General features: G+C 47.1%; 22 protein-coding genes. 10 read left to right on the forward strand and 12 right to left on the reverse strand.

Translation table 11 applies throughout. From position 1 onward, the window contains the following. Window positions 1-53: 53 nt before the first annotated feature. The 6 genes from ACI0FF_RS00665 to ACI0FF_RS00690 all read right to left on the reverse strand — a co-directional run bounded on the left by ACI0FF_RS00665 (window position 54) and on the right by ACI0FF_RS00690 (window position 5,086). On the reverse strand, window positions 54-965 hold the full coding sequence (locus ACI0FF_RS00665; RefSeq protein ID WP_419798243.1) for a hemolysin family protein: 912 nt from the start codon (window positions 963-965) through the stop codon (window positions 54-56). Between the two features lie 31 nt (window positions 966-996). Next, window positions 997-1,494, reverse strand: coding sequence for an rRNA maturation RNase YbeY (gene ybeY / locus ACI0FF_RS00670; RefSeq protein ID WP_419798244.1), 498 nt, complete (start codon window positions 1,492-1,494; stop codon window positions 997-999). Further along, on the reverse strand, window positions 1,494-2,534 hold the full coding sequence (locus ACI0FF_RS00675) for a PhoH family protein (RefSeq protein WP_417819412.1): 1,041 nt from the start codon (window positions 2,532-2,534) through the stop codon (window positions 1,494-1,496). Before ACI0FF_RS00675 ends, ybeY begins: the two co-directional genes overlap by 1 nt. Continuing rightward, a complete protein-coding gene (gene miaB / locus ACI0FF_RS00680; RefSeq protein WP_419799675.1) occupies window positions 2,531-3,892 on the reverse strand; it encodes a tRNA (N6-isopentenyl adenosine(37)-C2)-methylthiotransferase MiaB in 1,362 nt (453 codons plus the stop codon). Before miaB ends, ACI0FF_RS00675 begins: the two co-directional genes overlap by 4 nt. Window positions 3,893-4,046: 154 nt before the next feature. After that, window positions 4,047-4,463, reverse strand: a complete 417-nt coding sequence (locus tag ACI0FF_RS00685) for a Fur family transcriptional regulator (RefSeq protein ID WP_419798245.1) — start codon at window positions 4,461-4,463, stop codon at window positions 4,047-4,049. 215 nt (window positions 4,464-4,678) lie between these two features. Further along, a complete protein-coding gene (locus tag ACI0FF_RS00690) occupies window positions 4,679-5,086 on the reverse strand; it encodes a MucR family transcriptional regulator (protein ID WP_419798246.1) in 408 nt (135 codons plus the stop codon). An 83-nt stretch (window positions 5,087-5,169) separates the two neighbouring features. Between ACI0FF_RS00690 and ACI0FF_RS00695 the strand changes: the two genes are divergently transcribed. Both ACI0FF_RS00695 and ACI0FF_RS00700 read left to right on the forward strand, forming a co-directional pair. Further along, entirely contained in the window at window positions 5,170-5,433 is a 264-nt protein-coding gene (locus ACI0FF_RS00695) for a sulfurtransferase TusA family protein (protein ID WP_419798247.1), read from the forward strand. Window positions 5,434-5,510: 77 nt separating this feature from the next. Continuing rightward, complete coding sequence (locus ACI0FF_RS00700) at window positions 5,511-7,874, forward strand: PAS domain S-box protein (protein ID WP_419798248.1); 2,364 nt, start codon at window positions 5,511-5,513, stop codon at window positions 7,872-7,874. Here ACI0FF_RS00700 and ACI0FF_RS00705 read toward each other — a convergent pair. Both ACI0FF_RS00705 and tsaB read right to left on the reverse strand, forming a co-directional pair. Then, window positions 7,864-8,298, reverse strand: coding sequence for a GNAT family N-acetyltransferase (locus ACI0FF_RS00705; RefSeq protein WP_419798249.1), 435 nt, complete (start codon window positions 8,296-8,298; stop codon window positions 7,864-7,866). The genes ACI0FF_RS00700 and ACI0FF_RS00705 overlap by 11 nt on opposite strands. Further along, the gene (gene tsaB / locus ACI0FF_RS00710; RefSeq protein ID WP_419798250.1) at window positions 8,295-8,978 is read right to left on the reverse strand and encodes a tRNA (adenosine(37)-N6)-threonylcarbamoyltransferase complex dimerization subunit type 1 TsaB; all 684 of its coding nucleotides are present in this window, start codon (window positions 8,976-8,978) and stop codon (window positions 8,295-8,297) included. Before tsaB ends, ACI0FF_RS00705 begins: the two co-directional genes overlap by 4 nt. 74 nt (window positions 8,979-9,052) lie before the next feature. Between tsaB and ddpX the strand changes: the two genes are divergently transcribed. Beyond that, a complete protein-coding gene (ddpX, locus tag ACI0FF_RS00715) occupies window positions 9,053-9,607 on the forward strand; it encodes a D-alanyl-D-alanine dipeptidase (protein ID WP_419798251.1) in 555 nt (184 codons plus the stop codon). On the opposite strand, the gene ACI0FF_RS00720 is transcribed toward ddpX, so the two are convergent. Beyond that, window positions 9,604-10,455 (reverse strand): LysR substrate-binding domain-containing protein, encoded by an 852-nt coding sequence (locus tag ACI0FF_RS00720; protein WP_419798252.1) that lies wholly within the window; start codon window positions 10,453-10,455, stop codon window positions 9,604-9,606. The two genes, ddpX and ACI0FF_RS00720, sit on opposite strands and share 4 nt — an antisense overlap. A 125-nt stretch (window positions 10,456-10,580) precedes the next feature. Between ACI0FF_RS00720 and ACI0FF_RS00725 the strand changes: the two genes are divergently transcribed. From ACI0FF_RS00725 to ACI0FF_RS00735, 3 genes are all read left to right on the forward strand, one after another. Next, window positions 10,581-11,771 carry a YbfB/YjiJ family MFS transporter gene (locus tag ACI0FF_RS00725; RefSeq protein WP_419798253.1) on the forward strand — a complete coding sequence of 397 codons (1,191 nt, stop codon included), beginning with the start codon at window positions 10,581-10,583 and terminating at the stop codon, window positions 11,769-11,771. A 67-nt stretch (window positions 11,772-11,838) separates the two neighbouring features. Further along, window positions 11,839-12,942, forward strand: coding sequence for an ion transporter (locus ACI0FF_RS00730; RefSeq protein ID WP_419798254.1), 1,104 nt, complete (start codon window positions 11,839-11,841; stop codon window positions 12,940-12,942). Beyond that, window positions 12,939-13,610, forward strand: a complete 672-nt coding sequence (locus ACI0FF_RS00735; protein ID WP_419798255.1) for an HAD family hydrolase — start codon at window positions 12,939-12,941, stop codon at window positions 13,608-13,610. Before ACI0FF_RS00730 ends, ACI0FF_RS00735 begins: the two co-directional genes overlap by 4 nt. Here the strand turns inward: ACI0FF_RS00735 and thpR are convergent. From thpR to ACI0FF_RS00750, 3 genes are read right to left on the reverse strand one after another with little or no spacing between them, the layout of a single operon-like run. Then, window positions 13,594-14,139, reverse strand: a complete 546-nt coding sequence (gene thpR, locus ACI0FF_RS00740) for an RNA 2',3'-cyclic phosphodiesterase (RefSeq protein ID WP_419798256.1) — start codon at window positions 14,137-14,139, stop codon at window positions 13,594-13,596. The two genes, ACI0FF_RS00735 and thpR, sit on opposite strands and share 17 nt — an antisense overlap. Before the next feature lie 17 nt (window positions 14,140-14,156). Further along, window positions 14,157-15,200 (reverse strand): NADP(H)-dependent aldo-keto reductase, encoded by a 1,044-nt coding sequence (locus ACI0FF_RS00745; RefSeq protein WP_419798257.1) that lies wholly within the window; start codon window positions 15,198-15,200, stop codon window positions 14,157-14,159. Next, window positions 15,200-15,847 (reverse strand): arylesterase, encoded by a 648-nt coding sequence (locus ACI0FF_RS00750; protein WP_419798258.1) that lies wholly within the window; start codon window positions 15,845-15,847, stop codon window positions 15,200-15,202. Before ACI0FF_RS00750 ends, ACI0FF_RS00745 begins: the two co-directional genes overlap by 1 nt. On the opposite strand from ACI0FF_RS00750, the gene ACI0FF_RS00755 reads away from it, so the two are divergent. The 4 genes from ACI0FF_RS00755 to ACI0FF_RS00770 all read left to right on the forward strand — a co-directional run bounded on the left by ACI0FF_RS00755 (window position 15,846) and on the right by ACI0FF_RS00770 (window position 21,675). Beyond that, a complete protein-coding gene (locus tag ACI0FF_RS00755; RefSeq protein ID WP_419798259.1) occupies window positions 15,846-16,550 on the forward strand; it encodes an ABC transporter ATP-binding protein in 705 nt (234 codons plus the stop codon). The genes ACI0FF_RS00750 and ACI0FF_RS00755 overlap by 2 nt on opposite strands. After that, window positions 16,547-19,051 (forward strand): ABC transporter permease, encoded by a 2,505-nt coding sequence (locus ACI0FF_RS00760; protein ID WP_419798260.1) that lies wholly within the window; start codon window positions 16,547-16,549, stop codon window positions 19,049-19,051. Before ACI0FF_RS00755 ends, ACI0FF_RS00760 begins: the two co-directional genes overlap by 4 nt. A gap of 111 nt (window positions 19,052-19,162) precedes the next feature. Further along, entirely contained in the window at window positions 19,163-19,879 is a 717-nt protein-coding gene (locus ACI0FF_RS00765; RefSeq protein ID WP_419798261.1) for a Bax inhibitor-1/YccA family protein, read from the forward strand. A 227-nt stretch (window positions 19,880-20,106) separates the two neighbouring features. Then, window positions 20,107-21,675, forward strand: a complete 1,569-nt coding sequence (locus ACI0FF_RS00770; protein ID WP_419798262.1) for a carbon-nitrogen hydrolase family protein — start codon at window positions 20,107-20,109, stop codon at window positions 21,673-21,675. Window positions 21,676-21,739 lie beyond the last annotated feature (64 nt).

Here is a 21,739-nt window from a genome sequence, read left to right on the forward strand (position 1 = left end):
CTTATACCTGCAAAGAAAGACCACGTCACCCGACAAGGTAACCCGGTTCTCGCTTACTCTCTATCATCAAGAACGCTTAAATTCTGGATACGTAAACGATGAATACGACGGGGGTCAGCTTCAAGAATTTCAAATTCCAATCCACTTGGACCATGACGGATAATTTCGCCACGAATAGGAACATGGCCGGTAATAGAAAAGACCAAACCACCAAGCGTATCAATGTCCTCGCGCTCGGTATCTTCTAAAAAGACACCGATTTTTTCTTCAACATCTTCGATTTCCCAACGCGCATCCGCATCAATTTTACCATCAGCGCGTTCAACAAACATCGGGCCTTCTGGCCGATCATGTTCGTCTTCGATCTCGCCGACAATTTCTTCGACCAAATCTTCAATGGTTACCAGACCGTCTGTGCCGCCATATTCATCGACCATCAAGGCCATATGGACGCGCTTGGTCCGCATCTCCAGCAAGAGTTCCAGAACACGCGCACTGGGGGAAACAAACAAAACTTTGCGACAAAGCTTCGCCAAATTAAACGGGGTGGATTGATTTTGCCATGCAATCACATCCTTGATATGTACCATCCCAACAGGATCGTCCAAATCTTCGCCATAGACAGGAATGCGGGAATGGCCTTCTCTGGTCATCAATCCGACCACTTCGTCCAAGGAGGCATCCACCCCAATGGCACAAATATCGGAACGCGGCACACACACATCTTCGATCGTGCGTTCGCGCAGCCCTAAAATATTTTTAAGGAGTTGAGCCTCTTCGGCCTCCAGCGGAATTTCCTGTTCTTCACGCTCTTCCAACAGTTCTTCCAGCGTGTCACGCACACTGTTATCGCCATTAGATTTTTTTCGGAACGGGTTTAACCGTTCGAGTAATCCGGGCTCATTCGTCCCGTTTTCCGGCCCCGTTTCAAGGGGCGTGCTACTGTCGCCTGACTGGTCGTTCATTCGTTTCTGTTTCGGTTAACCAATATATGTTTTACTCTGCCTCAGAACCATAGGGGTTCGCAATGCCAAAATCTTTTAATATGGCAATTTCGAGTGCTTCCATTTCCTCGGCTTCTTCATTTTCGATATGATCAAACCCAAGAAGATGCAAAACCCCATGCACGATCAAATGGCTGAGATGATCTTCAAAGGCAATCTCTTGATCTGATGCTTCCTGCGCCACGACACCATAGGCCAGAATAATATCCCCGAGATGCAAGGGACCGGGTTCCAAAATCAGGTGGCCCGGTTCATCACATTCAAGGGCTGGAAAAGACAAAACGTTGGTCGGTTTGTCTTTTTCACGATATTCACGATTTAAATCCTGAACCTGATCATTATCCGTCAACAAAACGCTGAGCTCAAACGGACGGCCATGTTGCGTATCGGTTTGACAATGGGCCAACGCGGCTTTGACACAGTTTTCGATTAATACATCACAATCAGGCCATGCCTCGTCCGCATGGGTGATATCCAGATCGCCCAACATTATACTTTTGGCCTTCTTCGTGGTGGTTTAACATAGATTTCAGCGTCTTCGCGGTTCTTTTCTGCCGTGTCATAGGCTTCAACAATGCGTTTCACCAAGGCATGACGCACCACATCCTTTTCAGTGAACTGAATGCCGGCAATCCCTTGAACACCGCTGAGAGTTTCCCACGCATCGCGTAAGCCCGAACGCACCCCATGCGGCAGATCCACCTGTGACAAATCACCCGTGACCACCATGTGGGAGCCTTCGCCCAAACGGGTCAGGAACATTTTCATCTGAACCGCCGTGGTGTTTTGCGCTTCATCTAAAATGACAAAGGCATTAGACAGGGTCCGTCCGCGCATGAAAGCCAGTGGGGCAATTTCAATCTCGCCCTTTTCCATACGTTTCTCTACCTGATCCTGCGGCAACATATCATAAAGCGCATCATAGATCGGGCGCAGATAAGGATCGACTTTTTCCTGCATATCACCGGGCAAAAAGCCCAGCTGTTCGCCCGCTTCCACGGCAGGGCGCGACAAAATAATCCGGTCCACTTCGCCTGTAGTCAAGGCTTCTACCGCTTTTGCAACCGCCAGATAGGTTTTCCCCGTTCCGGCCGGGCCGATACCAAAAACCAACTCACAGGTATCAATGGCCCGCAAATATTCCGCCTGCAAATGAGAGCGCGGCGAAATATGTTTTTTACGTGTCTTCACCACCATTGCCGTATCGGGCAAAGCCGCGCGTGCTTTCTTTTCGCTTTCCTTGACATGGGGTGGCTGGTCGCCGTCAATCGCCATACGAATGGCACCATCAACCTCGGCAGAGCCAACGATCATGTCTTTTTTCAAACGGTTATAAAGACTGGAAAGTACATCGCGCGTGCGATTAACATTTTCAGGGTCCCCGACAACAATCAGTTGATTTCCGCGTTCGTGGATGGTGACATCCAACATTTGTTCCAAACGAGCCAGATTGCGATTGTGTTCGCCAAACAAGTCCGGCAGCAAGGCATTATCTTCAAAATCCAGATTCAGATTGATCTCGTCGCTCACGCACGTTTCCTTTCGCCATCAACCAATTGTGCCCCCAACGAATTCGGGCGGGCACTCACAATCTTAAGATCATGGATTTGGCCGACGAAATCAAGGGGCGCATCCACATGAACGGGCTGCATATAAGGACTGCGTCCAACAAGTTGTCCCGGATTACGCCCTTCGCGTTCCAACAAAATCGGGAATTCCTTGCCGATGCAGGACTGGTTGAAATCGGTTTGAATATCGCCCAGTAATTTTTGTAAAATCTGCAAACGCTCGTTCGCCACCGCTTTTTCCACCTGCAAATCCATCGTGGCCGCCGGTGTGCCGGGACGCGCACTGTAAACGAAAGAGAACGCCTGAATAAAGCCAACCTGTCGGATAATATCCAGTGTATCTTCGAAATCGCGATCATTTTCACCGGGGAAACCGACGATAAAATCAGATGACAAAGCCAGATCAGGACGGGCAGCCTTTAATTTTGCAATAATTTCCAAATATTGTTCGCGCGTATGATTGCGGTTCATCGCCGCCAACACACGGTTGGACCCCGCCTGAACCGGTAAATGCAGATACGGCATCAGTTGTGGCACTTCCCCATGGGCGCTGATCAAATCATCATCCACTTCTGCCGGATAAGATGTGGTGTAACGAATACGTTCCAAACCATCAATTTCAGCCAATTCACGGATCAAACGGCCCAAAGACCATTCCCCGCCCTGCCCGTCATCTCCATGATAGGCATTAACATTTTGCCCCAGCAAAGTGATTTCCAACGCGCCTTGATCAACCAGTTGACGTGCTTCTTTCAACACATGGGCTGTGGGACGGGAATATTCAGCCCCGCGTGTATAAGGCACAACGCAATAGGTACAGAATTTGTCGCAGCCTTCCTGAATAGACAGAAACGCGCTGTAACCTTCCGGCTTGACCGGATCGGGCAAATGATCGAATTTGTCTTCTGCCGGAAATTCAGTCATCAATATGCCCCGACCTTTATCGTCACCCGCACGATGAGCCTTGGCGATCATTTCCGGCAAATTGTGATAACTTTGCGGACCGAACACCATATCTACATAAGGCGCACGACGTGAAATTTCTTCACCTTCGGCCTGTGCGACACAACCTGCCACCGCAATAATCATTTCATTATTTTCATCACGGACTTTTTTGATATTTTTTAAACGGCCCAGCTCGGAATAAACTTTTTCCGAGGCTTTTTCCCGAATATGACATGTATTCAAAATCACCATATTGGCCTGATCCGGCCCATCGGTCATTTCATATCCCAAGGGTTTGAGAACGTCTTCCATACGTGCAGAGTCATAGACATTCATCTGACATCCGTATGTTTTGATAAATACCTTCTTCGGCATAGCCATGATCGATCCGTGCTTTATAATAAAGAGTGTTGTGGTGCAGATAAGCCGAGACGCCCGCAGAGTCAAGCGATTCACGGTAACAGAAACTCAGCCCTGTCTGAAAAGAACAGGCGTGATTATTTAAAAATCAAAAGTTTAAAAATGAAACTTAGTCTTTTTTCAGCGGGACACCGAATAATTCCATCCGATGATCAACCAGCTCATATCCAAGCTTTTCTGCAATTTTGCGCTGGAGTTCTTCAATTTCATTATCGTGAAATTCAATAATTTTACCGCTTTGCACATCAATCAGATGATCATGATGATCTTCGGAAGCTTCTTCATACCGGGCACGACCATCACCAAAATCAAGGCGTTCAACGATCCCGGCTTCTTCAAACAGGCGCACAGTTCGGTAAACCGTTGCGATCGAGATTTTCGGATCAACTTCGCTGGAACGACGATAAACTTCTTCGACATCAGGGTGATCGTTCGCATCGGAAAGAACTTTGGCAATCACACGTCGTTGCCCGGTCATTTTCATGCCTTTTTCAATGCACATTTCTTCGATACGAGAATCAGTCATCTTCCCTAAGCCCTATATCTGAACATTACAAATTTTAGCAATTGCGAATGCGAATCACCACTTCAATAATAATGCCTACTGAGATTTTTCTGTCAATGTAAAGGAGCATTATTTTAAAATTTATTATGCTTCTAAACTAAAGATTATGGCTTTCAAGAAATAGAAGTCCTTGAAAGCCAGTACCCTAAAGCCAAGATCAAATCCGTTGAAAACAATTATTTGGCGCGTGCACGTGTGCCCAAGCCGATTTTTTTCGCCAGACTGCTGCGATGTTCCGCATAATTAGGGGCAACCATCGGATAATCAGACGGTAAATTCCATTTCTCGCGATATTCTTCGGGTGTCATGTTATAAGCGGTTTTTAAATGACGCTTTAACATTTTCAGTTTTTTGCCATCTTCCAGACAGATAATGTAATCCTGTTGAATGGATTTTTTCACAGGAACGGCTGGGAGAAGTTTTTCTTTCATATCAGATTTTTCACCGACTGAATTTAAAGACCTGTAAACGTCTTCAATCAGTTGCGGTAAATCAGCCGGACTGACAGTATTGTTGCCGACGTGGGCAGAAACAATTTTGGATGTCAGTTCCAAAAGTTCTAGTTTGCTCGGTTGTTCGCTCATGCTAAAACCAACTCCAATTATTATGTTTGGTCATTTTTATATAGGTCTTATATTCAAATCATAAAAGGGGTTACAAGTATAAAATGCTAATAAACAGTAATAATGACCAAGAAATTCAAGTCGATGAGTCTATAGATATTACTTCAGATACATGTCCCATGACATTCGTAAAAACAAAATTAAAAATTGAAAAAATGAAATCTGGGCAAATTCTCGAAGTTTTATTAAATGAAGGGGAACCTTTGAAAAACGTTCCCTTGTCTGCAGAAGAACTTGGACATAAGGTTTTGAATATTACCCTTCAAAACGATCAGAAAACATACAAACTACTTATTCAAAAGCAGTAAATCGCTTACCTTCTGTTCAACAATAATTCTATTTGCTATATTTACTGTAGAAAAACAAAACATAAAGCGCTGGATCAATGGACGCTCAAAAACCGGATAAACACGACAAAGCGCGCGCGATCCTTCCCCTGATCGTTCTGTTCGCTGGTTTATGGACAATCGTCGTTGCTGCATCTTTGGCCTGGAATACACACAAGGCGGAAGAAGAAGTCATGAACCTTGCTCGCAAAGAAGCCCTTGCGATGTATAACAAAGACATGGGTTTTCGACTGTGGGGCACCCGTCATGGCGGCATTTATGTTCCTATTAGCGACCACACACCGCCCTCTCCTTATCTGGCCCATATCCCTGAGCGCGACATTGAAACACCATCGGGTAAAAAGCTGACCTTGATGAACCCGGCCTATATGGTCCGCCAGCTTATGGATAATTATAACGATCTATATGGAACCCGAGGTCACATCACCGGATTGGTCTTACTTCGTCCCGAAAATGCACCGGACACATGGGAAACCAAAGCCTTAAAATCCTTTATTGATGACGGCGTGGAAGAAGCCAACGAATTAACCGAAATAGACGGGGAACCTTTCCTGCGCCTGATGCGTCCCATGATCATGACCAAGGGATGTGAAAAGTGCCACGGTCATCTCGGCTTTCGCGAAGGCGATATTCGCGGTGGTGTCAGTGTCGCTATCCCTATGAAATCCTACCTTAAACATCAAGCAGCACAAGAACAGGTTCTTTATGCCACGCATGGAAGTGTCTGGCTTATCGGTTTATTTTTAATTGGTTTTGGTGGACGAAAAATCCACACAGGTTTACAGGAAACATTAAACGCTGAACAGGAAGTACGCGAATTAAACCACGATCTTGAACAACGGGTTGCAGAACGTACAAAAGAATTAAAAGAAAAAGAAGAACGCCTGCGCATGATCGTGGAGAATGCGGCTGATGGCATTATCGTTATCGACAAAAACGGTATCATTGATACCTTCAACGAGTCCGCTCAACATATATTCGGTTATGCACCTGATGAAGTCATCGGTGAGAATATCGCAATACTTATGCCGGATAACGATGGAGAAAAACACGACAATTATGTCGCAAATCTCTTGAAAACAGGGAAAGCAACCGTTTTAGGGCTGGGTCGTGAAGTTATTGCAAAACACAAGAACGGTAATCTTTTTCCACTGCATCTAGCCGTCAGCCAAACTCATATGGAAGACCGTGTCCTTTTCAGCGCCATTTGTCGCGACTTAAGTCATGAAAAGAAAAACGCCCAAGAACTTTTGCAAGCCAAAAAAGAAGCCGAACAAGCCAACCATGCAAAGTCTGAGTTCCTATCTTCGATGAGCCATGAACTCCGCACGCCATTAAATAGCATTATCGGATTTTCCCAATTACTAAATCTAGGAAATCGCGATCCTTTAAGCCCCGGCCAAAGCGAAAAAGTCAAACAAATCCATAATGCAGGGCAGCATCTTCTCTCTCTTATCAATGATATTCTGGATCTTTCTCGCATTGAAACACAAGGGTTCTCCCTGTCTTTAGAACCCATCGACGTTAAAAAAGCCGTTCAGGATTGCTTGACCCTCGTTACACCGCAGGCGCAGAAACGTAAAATTCGTATTTGTGACAATGTCACCTCCAAAGACCTTCCTCTCGCCTTTGCCGACTTTGTACGTTTCAAACAAGTGTTGATGAACTTATTATCCAACGCACTGAAATATAATGTTAAAGGTGGACAAATTACATTAAGTGGCGAAATCAATGGCCCTTATATCAAATTATCAATAACTGATACTGGTGCCGGCATTGCACAAAGCAACCTTGATCAAGTCTTTCTACCGTTCAACCGCCTGGGACATGAAAGCGGCGACATTGAAGGGACCGGCATTGGTCTTTCCATCACCAAAAAATTGATCGAAACCATGAACGGGCACATTTACGTCGAAAGTGTCCTCAATCAAGGGTCAACCTTTAGCATTGAAATCCCTGTCTGTATCTCGGTTGAAGATTCTGTAAACGGCACACAGGTTTTCCCGATCTTACCTGCCGGGTCATGGCGTATTCTGTATATTGATGATAACGAAAGCAACTGTAGTCTATTAAATAATACATTCCGTCATTACGATACAGTAGAGTTTTTAAACACACGCACAGGTGAAGAAGGTATAAATCTTGCCTATGAAGAACTGCCCGATATTATTTTGATGGATCTAAACCTGCCAGGCATGGATGGATTCAGCAGTCTGCAAGTTTTGAAAAATGATGATGTAACCCGTGATATACCGGTTATTGCCCTATCCGCCAATCGAGCCAAAAATCAAAGACAACTTGCCCTGCAAGCCGGTTTCCAAGCCTATATCGCAAAACCGTTCGATATTGATCATTTACTCACGACAATTGCCACAATCCTGAGCCGTCAGGCTAAGCCGTAAACTCATAAACCAAAGCATCAACAACCTTGCCGTTGGGGCGTTTATAATAATTTTTTCGCAGGCCAATTTTGGCAAAACCGTGTTTTTCATAAAAAGAAATTGCCGATAGATTGTCTGTTGCAACTTCTAAAAACATACGTGCACTTTTTATACAAGCTGCCTTTAACAATGCTCTGGCGACCCCTTGTCGACGTGCCGCTGGCCGGGTTGCAATCGTGATGATTTCAGCTTCTATGTTATCACCCTGACACAGGATAAACCCCAAAGGATCGTCGCTATCGCGATCAAAAGCCAAAAATCCAAACGTTGCCGGTAAACCGACCAAATCAGCAAAAGCCTGTATTGACCAGTTTTCTGAAAAGCTTTCCTCGTGTAAACGAGCAATTACCGCACAATGACTTAATCCTAATTCACATATGTTCATGGACGCAAGCGCCCGCCGTTTTTGGGTAAGGCCGCATCCGGCGGACGAATATAAAAAGCAGACGGACGGGCTTGATCCGCATCTGGTAATCCTTTAGCCGCCGCGATTTGCACGACATAACGGGCTTCGGGTAAAATAACAGGACTACAGACAGCTTCTACCCCACGCGCTTCCAACAAATCTTTCAGTCGGTGAAAGGAATCACCACAGACCACCACCTGTGTACAATCATCTGGCAGGATTTGAACGACATTTTCCGGCAATAAGGCCTGTGCCTCTGTACTAGGTTGACCATCTCCATCAAACAATTGGCAATATAGATCAGCACGTTTGGCATCCAAGGCACATAAAACCGGGCAACCCTGTTTGCCAGCACCGAAAGCCAGGGCTTCCAGCGTTGTCACACCAATAACAGGCAAACCACTGGCAACACCAAATCCACGCGCCGCTGCCAATCCAATACGCAATCCCGTAAACGCCCCCGGCCCAACAGTTACCGCCAACGCATCCAGTTCTGCGATACTTAATCCTGCTTCATCCAACAACTCAGAAATCATAGGCAAAAGTTCACTGGCATGCCCGCGTGTCATTTCTTGCAAAATAGAATGAGTAACATTATTATCCTGCCAAATCGCAACCGAACAAGACGCCGCTGCCGTATCCATGGCTAAAATTTTCATGGGTGCTCTTACCTTTTTCAAAGATCTTCGGCTTCTTATACTGTGAAAACCATTTAACCTTCAAGGTTGGCAATATGGCCCTTATTGAAATTACCGAAGAAACACACGACGTCATTCTCGATATAAAATACGCCACCACCGATAATTTTACTGATGCGCCCGTTTATTCAGCCCCGCATTGCTATCTACATGAAGAAGCCGAAGAACTACTGCGCAATGCCATTATCCTTGCCAAACCGTTTGGCTATCGCTTTCGCATTTTTGATGCCTTTCGTCCGTCTGAAGCCCAATGGACCTTGTGGAACCACACACCGGACCCGGAGTTTTTGGCAGACCCGCGTCGTGGTTCCCCCCATTCACGGGGCGCAGCCATTGATTTGACCCTGACAGATAAAAATGGAATCGATTTGGATATGGGCACAGGTTTTGATGCCTTCACGCCATTATCACACCACGGTAATATGGAAATTTCCATTGAGGCACAAAAAAACCGCTGCCTGTTAATGGGAATTATGACCACTGCCGGATGGGATTTCTTCCGCAATGAGTGGTGGCACTATCAACTATTTGATGCCCGCCGCCTGCCTGTTTTCAGCGATACCACCTTACCCAAGCGCATGATGGCTTAAGCTGCTTCAACCTCTGAACATTGCGTTGCCAGTTCCAGCAAGGTTTTCATCGGTTTTGTCTGAATGGTGGATTTATTGCAGATCAGATAAGTTTGCACCACCGCAATATCATCCGGCACCGGTGTAATTGAAATATCGCTTGATAAATTACGGGCGACTTCTTCAGGCATAAGCGTAATTCCCAAACCGGCAGACACACAGCCGATGATGCCTTCCTGCGTGCCAAATTCCATCACTTTATAAGGCAAGCGTCCTTCGCGTCGCAGCCATTCTTCGGCGCGCGCACGATAGGCACATCCTTGTCGATAAACCAAAAGCGTATTATCCGAAGCGCTGCCAGAAGCACTCACCAGAACCAAACGTTCTGTAAAAAAAGGATACTGGACAATCTCGTCACTTTGCACCGAACTCCCGACGATTGCACAATCCAGTTGATGATTAAGAACCTGCGCAATCATTTCGTCTGTTGTTCCGGTGCAAACCGACAATTGCGTACGCGGTTGTCGTTTATGAAATTCCTTTAACAGGCTGGGCAAACGAACCGCCATTGCCGTTTCCATTGATCCCAACGACAAGGTCCCGCCGTCTTCCAAACTGGCCCGAACCGCCCGGCTAGCTTGACGTTCCATGTCCAGTAACCGATAAGCATAATCCAGTAAAACACGCCCCTGACTACTGAGTTCCATCCCTCGGCTTTTACGTAAAAACAAACTAACGCCAAGTTCTTCTTCCAATTTTTTAATGCGCGCCGTCACATTGGATTGCACACAATGTAAGTGCTGTGCTGCCACCGAGACACTGGCATTTTCTGCAACCGCGACAAAGACTTTCAGGGCTGAAATTTCCATGGGAATATCCTGTTATCACTTTTTATGAATGATAACATCAAAACAAATCATTTGTAATGATTTTTTATTTCCCCTACACTTTGTTCGTCAATCAAACAAAAAAATAAATTGGGTGGTAACACATCATGTCCCAACGTCTGGCAACCTGGAAATTGCTTTGTGCCGGTATCTCGTCGTTAATTCTCGTCATGGGGATTGCCCGCTTTGCCTTAACGCCATTACTGCCCGCGATGCAGGCTGCCACCGGATTAGGTGATGATGGGGCCGGATTTCTTGCCGCCTCCAACTATGCCGGATATCTCAGCGGTGCTTTATTTGCCAGCCGTTTGCGCGATCCTTTAAAAAAACTATTCTATTTTCGCCTTGGTATTGTCTTTGCCGTCCTGACCACCGCTGCAATGGCCCTTAGTGATCATGTTATCATCTGGTCTGTCTTGCGCTATTTCGGCGGATTGACCAGTGCAGCAGGTATGGTCATTGGGACAGCGATTATTTTGGACCACCTGAAACAACGCCACCGTCCCGATTTTATCGGCATTCATTTTAGTGGTGTGGGATTAGGGGTTGTTCTCAGCGGGACCGTTTTGACCTTGGTCGAACCGATTATGGGCTGGGATCAAGGCTGGTTGCTTGTTGGTGGCATCGGTTTACTGCTTGCCCTGCCTGCCCTCTTCTGGATGAACGTCGATAACTTGAATACGGCCCCATCCGCACATGCCGATGCGGTCAGCATGCGTTCCAAACCCATTTTATTTTTACTCATTTCCTATGGCTTTGCCGGGGCGACATTCTCTATTGGAACAACCTTTATCATTTCCATTATGGCACAAAGTCCTTCCTTGTCAGACAGTCGAAACCTCGCCTGGATTTTACTCGGCGTTGCCTTGGCACCATCTTGTTATTTCTGGATGCGCAGTGCAGTTAAACTTGGCGATTTCCGCGCCCTGACGATGGCTTATCTATTGCAGGCTATCGGATGCGCCCTGCCTGTGATATGGCCTTCAACCGCCAGCGCATTAATTGGTGGCTTCCTGTTTGGCGCCTGTTTCATGGGGATCGTCACAGTGGTTCTGGCCCTTGGCGGTAAGTTATCACCACATAACCCATCGGCCCTTATCGGTATCTTGGTAGTTTCCTATGGTGTCGGACAAATCATTGGCCCTGTCTTGGCCGGAATTGCGATGGAAAAAACCGGCTACAGTGAAATCGGATTATGGAGTGCAGCGGCCTGTAGCCTTTTATCCATCGTCACCTTAGCCGGTAGTCGTTGTCCAAGCGATAAGAAGGTTGAAGAAAACTGTGGCTGTTTAACCTGACAATAACGCTTCTTTCATTTTTTTATCCTACCCTTACCTTCTAAATATATAAAGACAGGGCAAGGGTATGACTGACTTTGACAGACGAGTGGGGGCGGATCGGCGCAAATCTCCCGTTCAGGATCAAAACAAATCCGTCGGACGACGTGAGAACGATATATTAGATGCCGTCGCCCCTCTGGAACCCAGTTTTAAAGCACAAGGTCACAACCAAACCAGACGCAACCGTATTTTCGAAATTATGGAAGTTGGCAGTCAAAATGATGTCATTTCCCGTGCGTTCGATATCTTTATTATTTGTTTAATTTCGCTCAATGTCCTTGCCGTTATTCTAGAATCTGTTGCAAGCATTCACAAAGACTGGGTTCTGGAATTTGAATATTTTGACCGTTTCAGCGTTTTTATTTTCACCATTGAACTTTTCATGCGTATCTGGACCGTTGTTGAAAGCCCGGACCCCAAATTTTCACACCCGGTTTGGGGACGTGTGCGTTATCTTTTCACCTTGAATGCACTGGTTGATATTCTAGCAATTTTGCCGTTTTATCTCAGTTTCCTCATGACACTGGACTTGCGTTTTATGCGTGTCCTGCGGTTATTACGGATCTTTAAACTGACACGTTATTCATCTGCCATGTCCATCATGTTAACCGTTTTACGCCAAGAAGCCCGCGCATTTGGCGCGGCTCTGTTCGTTCTGCTTTTATTGATGATTTTTTCCGCGTCCATGATTTTCCTGTTTGAACATAAGGCTCAGCCGGACGTCTTTTCCAACATCCCCAATTCCATGTGGTGGGCAGTAATTACCTTAACCACAGTGGGATTTGGCGATGCTTATCCCATTACCCCTATGGGCAAATTGTTTGGCGCAATAATTTCCGTGATTGGGATTGGCATGGTGGCCTTGCCTGCTGGTATTCTGGCCTCGGCTTTTTCTGAACAATTACATATTCGACGTGAAAAATATCGTGATCAGGTCAATGATGCCCTGTCCGATGGTGTCTTGACCCACGGCGAAGCCGAACAGCTACGCAAAATTCAAGAAGATTTAGGTATATCTGTGGAAGAAGCTCGCAATATTTTACATCATAGCGTAAAAGGCAAACTTCATTTTTATGCCCACTGTCCACATTGTGGCGAAAACCTGCAAAAAGACCCTTTCGAACCATGAGCAGCACTCCCTTCGACCTGATTATATTTGACTGCGACGGCGTCCTTGTTGACAGCGAACTTCTCGCATCAGACGTTTTATCCGAAGAACTTGCCCACCATAATATTGACATTCCACCGCGTGAATGCCGGGATCGTTTCACTGGGTCCAGTCTGAAACGGGTCAAAGAACTGGTCTTTCAAAGCACAGGGATTGAACTTCCTGATGATTTTGAAGAAAACGTGCGCAAACAAGATCGTGATATTTTTGAACAACGCTTGCGTCCCGTTTCCGGTATCGAAGAAACACTGGAACTTTTAAACATTCCGGTCTGTGTTGCCTCCAGCGGGTCTATGGAAAAAATCACCCATTCATTAAAATTGGCAACAATCTATGATCATTTTGCGCCGAACATTTTTTCTGCTGAAATGGTCGCACGCGGCAAACCTGCCCCTGATTTGTTCCTGTTTGCGGCACAAAAAATGGGGGTTGCCCCGGACCGCTGCCTTGTTATCGAAGACAGCCCTGTGGGCGTCAAAGGAGCCTTGAAAGCCGGCATGACCGTCTTTGGTTTCGCCGGGGCTTCCCATGCCGGGCCGGGACATGCGGAAATGCTGGATTTAGCCGGGGTTAAAATCTCGTTTCGCGAAATGTTCGCCCTGCCCAACCTGATCAATTTTTATCAATAGAACCATATCGTTCCAGAACTTCATATTCTGCCCCATGTTGTGTCAAATGAGACTGAAACAGGGAAAAATGAGAAACCTTAAAACTTTCCATTTTAAAACGGTTGTTCTCGCTGATGTAATCCAGAAGCTTCTCTTTAGGAAAACGATTAAGATAAGACAACGTGACATGGGGTTTAAATTTACGTCGTTCCGGTTCCAGCCCTGCGCGTTCCAATGCTGTCATGATTTTATGCTGCAAATGACACAGGGCCACCCGACCCCCATCAACACCCGTCCACAACACCCGGACCTTGCCTCGGCTTTCAAAACAATCGACGCCTGCCAATTGCAAATCAAACGGGTCAAAACGCAATGTGTTCAGGGCTGCATGAAGGTCTGCCCCCTGCACACTGTCCAGTTCCCCTAGAAAAGCCAAGGTTAAATGCATATTGCGCGGGGCCACCCAGCGCACATCTTTTAATCCTGTGCACAGGGTGACAACCGCATCACAAACATCTGAAGGCAGTTCCACTGCGATAAATAATCTCATGTCCTGCCCCTTCCTATTTACGGAGCCGGATTAGGGAAGCTTCTGTGAACCGCATCAATATCGGCCAGTACATCGTCAGATAACGTCAGTTCATAGGCATCAATATTGCTTTTCAACTGTTCCATCGTTGTCGCCCCAATAATCGACGCCGTAACAAAGTTCTTCGATTTCAAAAAGGCCAGTGACATTTGGCTAAAATCCAAACCGTGTTTTTGGGCCACCTCTGCATATCCTTGCGTCGCGTCCAGACCACGCGGTTTGGTATAGCGTGAATAACGATCCGGCCAAAGAGTTAGACGGGCACCTTGTGGTTCTGCACCATTTAAGTACTTGCCACTCAGCGTTCCACATCCCAAGGGCGAATACCCCAGCAAGCCAACCTGTTCACGCACCGCAAATTCGGACAAGCCAATTTCAAAAGAACGGTTGAGCAGGTTATAGGGGTTTTGGATAGATGCTATCCTTGGCCAGCCGTTTTTCTCCGCCAATGCCAGATATTGTGCCACACCCCACGGTGTTTCGTTGGATACACCAATATGGCGCACCTTGCCTTGTTCCACCAATTTCGCAAGGGCGGACAAGGTTTCCTCAATCGCGACCGCATCCGAATAATCCGCATTGTTGGGAAAATCCAACTGCCCAAAACAATTTACCGGACGCGATGGCCAGTGGATTTGATAAAGATCGATATAATCCGTTTTCAGACGTTGCAAGCTTTGATCACAGGCAGCTAAAACTTCGACCTCCGTCAAACGTTTGGCATCATTGCGGATATATTTAAACCCACCCGGTCCAATCACCTTGGTTGCCAGCACGATCTCGTTACGCTTGCCACTTTTTTCAAACCAAGTGCCGATCACCCGTTCGGTATCGGCATAGGTTTCCTTGCGTGGGCTGATGGGATACATTTCCGCCACGTCAAAGAAGTTTACCCCGCGTGAAACGGCGTAATCCATCTGTTCATGGCCTTCGGCTTCGCTATTTTGTTCGCCCCACGTCATTGTGCCCAGACAAACAAGGCTGACGTCAATATCGGTGCGTCCCAGTTTTCTATATTCCATTAATTCATTACCTTTTTGATATGGGGAAGGAGACGTTCTACAATAATCGCAACGCCGTCTGCATTTGGATGAATGCCGTCCTCCTGATTCAGATCGGCAATCCCGGCAACCCCTTCAAGAAAAAAGGGATATAGGGCGACCTCATACTTTTTGGCAAGACGGGGATAAATTGAATTGAATTCCTGCCCATAATCCGGCCCCAAATTGGGCGGTGCCAGCATACCGGTCAATAAAATTTTCACCTCGCGCTCTTTTAAGTTCTGTAGAATGCCATCAAGATTTTTTTCTGTCAGTTTTGGATCCAGACCACGCAAACCATCATTTGCCCCCAGCTCCACAATCACCATATCGGGATTATCGACCATGGCCCAGTTAAGACGCGCCAGACCGCCTTTGGTCGTATCCCCCGACACCCCGCCATTCATCACTTTGATATCTCGGTCCGGGAAATTATGATTAAGTGATTGTTGCAGTTGAACCGTAAACCCCTGATTTTGATCCAGCCCATAGCCCGCCGTCAAACTGTCGCCCAGTGCCAGAATTTTAAACTCATCCGCCCATGCAGGAACAGACACCATATTGACAAGGCCAAAGATCAAGACAAATCTGATAAGAACTGTTTTTATTGAAAATAGGCCCTGTTTCATGGACAAAACTCCCGCGCTACGTTTAACCGACATTCATCTTAAACTGGCCAGTCAGGCCGGTCACGTCAATATCCTGCGGGGAATTGATTTGGAAATCAACCAAGGTGAAACCGTTGCCATTGTCGGTCCCAGCGGGTCTGGCAAATCCTCCTTGATGATGGTGGTTGCAGGATTGGAGCGCGCAACCTCCGGCAAAATTGAAATTGCCGGTAACGATGTCACCAGCTTTAATGAAGATCGATTTGCCCTGTTTCGACGCGATCAAATCGGCATTGTCTTTCAAGATTTTCATCTGGTTCCGACCATGACCGCCTTGGAAAATGTCGCTATCCCCTTGGAATTTGCAGATATCGCCAATCCATTTGATGTGGCCCGCCAACAGCTTGAAGCCGTCGGGCTGTCCCACCGAATAGATCATTATCCCTCTCAGTTGTCCGGCGGGGAACAACAACGCGTTGCCCTTGCACGTGCTTGTGCGACAAATCCTGCTTTGTTACTGGCTGATGAACCGACCGGTAATCTTGATGGCGATACCGGAAAAAAAATTATGGACCTGCTATTAGGTCGCCATAAAGCGCAAAAAAACACACTGTTGCTGATTACCCACGACCCCAAACTGGCCGATAAGTGCGACCGGATTGTCCGGGTCAAGGACGGCTTGATTGTCGAAAATACCCAGACACAAAAGGCCGTTGCCCAATGACCAATTGGACCCATGCCTTTCGTCTGGCCCGGCGCGAACTGCGCAGTGGCACCAAAGGGTTTCGCATTTTCCTTGCCTGCCTGATTTTGGGTGTGGCAACAATTTCTGCTGTTTCCTCCCTGAACCTATCCATTTCCGATGGATTGGCGCGCGATGGTAAAATTTTACTGGGGGGTGATGTGGACCTGCGGCTATCCGGTCGCATCATTGATGAAGACCAACGCGATTATCTGACCAGTTTTGGCAAGCTTTCCCACGTCAGCGAACTACGCGCCATGGCCCAAGGCAATGATAAACGCCTGTTGGTGGAACTCAAGGCCGTTGATATGCTCTATCCTCTGGTCGGTAATGTCCAAACCAACGGGGCTAGCCCCTTTACAAGTGCCATGAATTCCGCACAAGCGGTAGTGGATCAGGAAGTTCTTAATCGTTTGCAAATCAACGTCGGTGACACAATAAAACTGGGGGAAGCCACCCTGTTTATTGCCGATGTGTTGAAAAAAGAACCGGACCGCATTGCTTCGGTTATCAATTTTGGGCCGCGTGTTCTCATTTCACAGCAAACTTTGGATCAAACCAAACTGTTGCAGCCCGGCAGCGTTGTGCGCCACCATTACCGCCTGTTGCTGGACAATCAAAATCAGGCTAACGGTTTTGAAGAGAAACTAAAAGAAGCTTTCCCCGAAGCCGGATGGCGTATCCGCACCCCCGATAATGCGGCCCCCGGTGTGGAAAACTTCATCAATCGCCTTGCCCTTTTCCTCAGTTTCGTTGGCTTTACCACCTTATTGATCGGCGGGGTTGGTGTCAGTGCGGGGGTGCGTGATTACCTGAATGGCAAAACCGCCACCATCGCGACCTTTAAATGCCTTGGGGCCTCCAGCGATATTATTTTCCGTACCTATCTGGTTCAAATCACCCTGATCTCTTTAATCGGGATCTCAGTCGGTCTGATTTTGGGTGGGGCCGCCCCGTTAATCGCGGCACAGATCGGGTCCAGTCTGTTTCCTGTTGTGCCGCATGGAACCATTTACCCCGGTGCCTTACTCAGTGCAACGGCCTTTGGTATTTTAACCGTCATGGCCTTTGCTTTCTGGCCCTTGGGTCGGGTGCAAAATGTCGCGGCCAGTGCACTTTTTCGCGATAAAGTCACACCGATCACCGCGGAGCCTGCCCGTAAATACAAAATATATTCTTATAGTGCAGCCGGATTATTAATTTTATTAACACTCATAACCGCGCATCGCCTTGATTTTGCGATTGTGTTTGTCGTTGTGGCTGCATTGGTTCTTTTAATCTTGAAACTTGCCGGACGCCTCACAGGTACGTTGGCGAAAAAGGCCCCACATCTGGGCCATACCGGCATGCGCCTTGCTATTGCCGCCCTGCACCGTCCCGGTACCACCGCCCCTGCTGTTATTCTCTCCCTCGGGCTTGGTCTGTCTGTTCTGGTCGCCGTCACCCAGATCGATCAGAACCTGCGCGGACAAATCAGTGACGAACTCCCCAAACAGGCACCAACCTTCTTTTTTATCGATATTCAAAGTGATCAGGCCGAAGCCTTCGATCAGGCCCTGCAAACCATCAACGGAACCGCACAGTATAAACGGGTGCCGTCTTTGCGCGGACGTATCACGCAGATTGACGGTGTCGATGTGGATAAGGTTAATATCGACAGTCAATCCCAATGGGCTGTACGCGGAGATCGCGCGTTGACCTATGCCCGTGAACCTGCTGAAGGATCCAAAATAATCAAAGGCAAATGGTGGCCTGCCGATTATCAGGGTGCCCCGCAAATATCGCTGGATGCAGGCCTCGCCAACGGGTTTGGGGTAGATATCGGTGACAGTCTGACCGTGAATGTTCTGGGACGTAATGTAACGGCTGAAATCACGTCTTTGCGCGAGATTAACTGGAAATCCTTGCGTTTTGATTTTGCCATTATCATGTCCCCCGGCCTGTTGGAATACGCCCCACATTCCCATATCGCCGCCATTCATGCCAATAATCAGGCAGCCCCTGATATTGAACAGAAACTCGCACGCGACTTTCCCAATGTTTCCATCATTCGGGTAGAAGAAGCGCTTAATTCCGCACGCAATATCATGGACGGTATTTCCAGTGCCATTGGCGTTGCCGCCAGCCTGACCGTTATGGCCGGTGCCCTTGTCTTGGCCGGTGCAATGGCATCGGGTCGCCAGCAACGCATTTACGAAGCTGTTGTCTTCAAGGTACTCGGGGCAACACGGATAAAAATGCTACAGGCCTATTTAATCGAATATAGCGTCCTTGGTCTTGTCACCGGTGTCATCAGTGCCGTTGTCGGAAGTCTGGCTGCCTGGGGTGTCATCACCTTTTTGATGGATATGAATTGGCGCTTTCATCCTCAAGGCGTGGTTCTCACCTTGGGCATCTGCCTGATTTTAACCATCACGGCTGGATTTATCGGCACATGGAACGCCTTAAGCGAAAAGGCCGCACCCCACTTGCGCAATGAATAGGAAATCGGTGCAATATTATCCGGTTTCCCTTGCATTGCGGGAATTTCGTGACATATTAAGTGGTAACAAATTCATTTTGATTGAGTCTTAATAGCTCCAACGAGGATTCAAATGCAATTCGGTAATGACCGTCAAACCATGTCACAAGCTGAAGCACGCGTTTCACAATATGACGTGGGCCTACGCAAATATATGCTAGGTGTCTATAACTATATGGCTGCGGCCCTTGCCTTAACCGGTATTGTGGCCATGCTGGCCTCTACATCTGCACCCCTGATGCAAACCGTTCATGGTACTCCGCTGAAATGGGTTGTGATGCTGGCGCCGCTTGGCTTCGTCTTTTTCCTAAGCGCACGCATCCATAAAATGTCAAATCAGGCCGCACAAATGACCTTCTGGGCTTTTGCCTGCCTTATGGGTCTGTCGCTATCCTACATCTTTCTGGCTTACACCGGAACAAGCATTGCGCGGACCTTCTTTGTGACAGCCGTTTCTTTCGGTTCACTCAGCCTTTATGGTTACACAACCAAGCGTGACCTGTCCGGTATGGGTACATTCCTGTTTATGGGTGTGGTTGGCTTGATCTTGGCTTCACTGGTGAACCTGTTCTTGCAAAGCTCCATGATGCACATGGTGATCTCTGCCATTGGTGTTCTGTTGTTTGCAGGCCTCACCGCCTATGACACACAACGCATCAAAGATATCTATAACGAACTCGATTCGTCCGATATCGCTGGCAAAAAAGCCATTATGGGTGCCTTGACGCTCTATCTCGACTTCATCAACATGTTCATGTTCCTGCTCTCATTCTTGGGCAATCGCGAATAATTGAACATAGAAGCTGAAAAAAAAGGAAGCCCGGCAATTACCGCCGGGCTTTTTTTATATCTATTCATAATCCCACTTGCGCCTTTTGAAACCCCTGCCATACTCTAGCAATCACGGCTTATTGGTCATACCTCTGCGCCCGAAATAAGTTAATCCGACAACATCGGTTCAACCACCCAATGTTGATCGGAATTTTTCTCTCTTCATGACATCTATAGGAACCGATTATGGTTGCAACAAAGAAAAACAAAGAAGCTCAGCCCAAATTGATTGTGCGCAATACGCAACATGGCGATATTGAAGCCATTCAAACGCTTTCAAGAAAAATATATCCTGATATTCCGTGTTATTCTGCCGCAGAGATCAAAGCACAAATACAAAAATTCCCGGAAGGGCAATTCGTTGTTTTATTTGAAGAGACTGTTGTTGGTTTTTGTACAACATGCCGTTTATCTGAAGAATTGGCTTTTTCCAAACATGACTGGGGAAGTATCACCGGCAATGGCTATGCTTCACGTCATGATCCAGAAGGGGAGTGGTTGTACGGGATCGAAGTTCAGGTTGACCCGGACATGCATGGTAATCGTATCGGGCAACGTTTGTATAACGAGCGTAAAAACCTGTGCCTGAACCTCAGCCTGAAAGGTATTGTATTTGGCGGACGTCTACCTAACCTTGCTAAACGTTGGAAAAAAGTCGGTAGCGCCGAAAAATATATTGAACTCGTTCAGTCCAAAAAATTGCGTGACCCCGTACTGGGATTTCAACTGCGCAACGGTTTTGAACCTATCGGTGTTTTGCCTAAATATTTCCCATTGGATCATGAATCGATGGGTTATGCCTCTCATATGGTTTGGCGCAATATTAAATATGTTGACGATCCGATTAACAAAACCAGCCAACAACGCGGGCGCACGATTAAAACGGTTCGTGTTTCCATCGTGCAATATCAACAACGCAAGCTGACATCCTTTGAAGAATTCGCCACTCAGGTCGAATATTTCGTCGATGTCGTTGCTGATTACAAGGCGGATTTTGTCCTCTTCCCCGAACTGTTTACCTTGCAATTACTGTCAATTGAGAACCAGGAAATTCCGGCTTCCAACGCGATTGAAACCCTCACCAAATATACTGAGCCCCTGAAGAAGCTGCTTTCAGAACTCGCTGTTTCCTACAACATCAATATTATTGGCGGCTCTCACCCCACCCGTGATGAAAACGGCAATATCCTTAATATCTGCTATGTCTGCCTGCGCGACGGATCTATCCATCAGCAAGCCAAAATCCACCCCACGCCAAATGAACGCTATTGGTGGAACATTGAAGGCGGAAACGAGCTGCAAACCATTATGACCGATTGCGGCCCGATCGGTGTTCTCATTTGCTATGATAGCGAATTTCCCGAACTGGCCCGTCATCTGGTGGATCAAGGGGCAGAAATTTTATTTGTGCCGTTTTGTACGGACGAGCGTCAAAGCTATATGCGGGTACGTTATTGTTCACAAGCGCGCGCCGTTGAAAACCAATGCTTTGTGGCTATGGCCGGGAACGTCGGCAACCTGCCCAATGTTGCCAATATGGATATCCAGTATGCCCAAAGCAGTATTTTAACCCCTTGTGATTTCCCCTTTGATCGTGACGGGATTGCCGCCGATACCACACCAAATGTGGAAATGGTCGCATTTGCCGACCTCAGACTGGAAGATTTACGCCAAGCCCGCCATAGCGGAACTGTCCAGAACCTGAAAGATCGACGTTTTGATTTATACGCAACCCATTGGAAGAAAAAATCCTAGAGCAAATCCCGAGCAATCTGCTTTAGATTGCAACAACGCAGTTGCGTAAAATCAATAGCTTAGA

It is taken from the genome of Terasakiella sp. 4MB5A, assembly GCF_050058155.1.
GTDB lineage: Bacteria > Pseudomonadota > Alphaproteobacteria > Rhodospirillales > Terasakiellaceae > Terasakiella > Terasakiella halodenitrificans.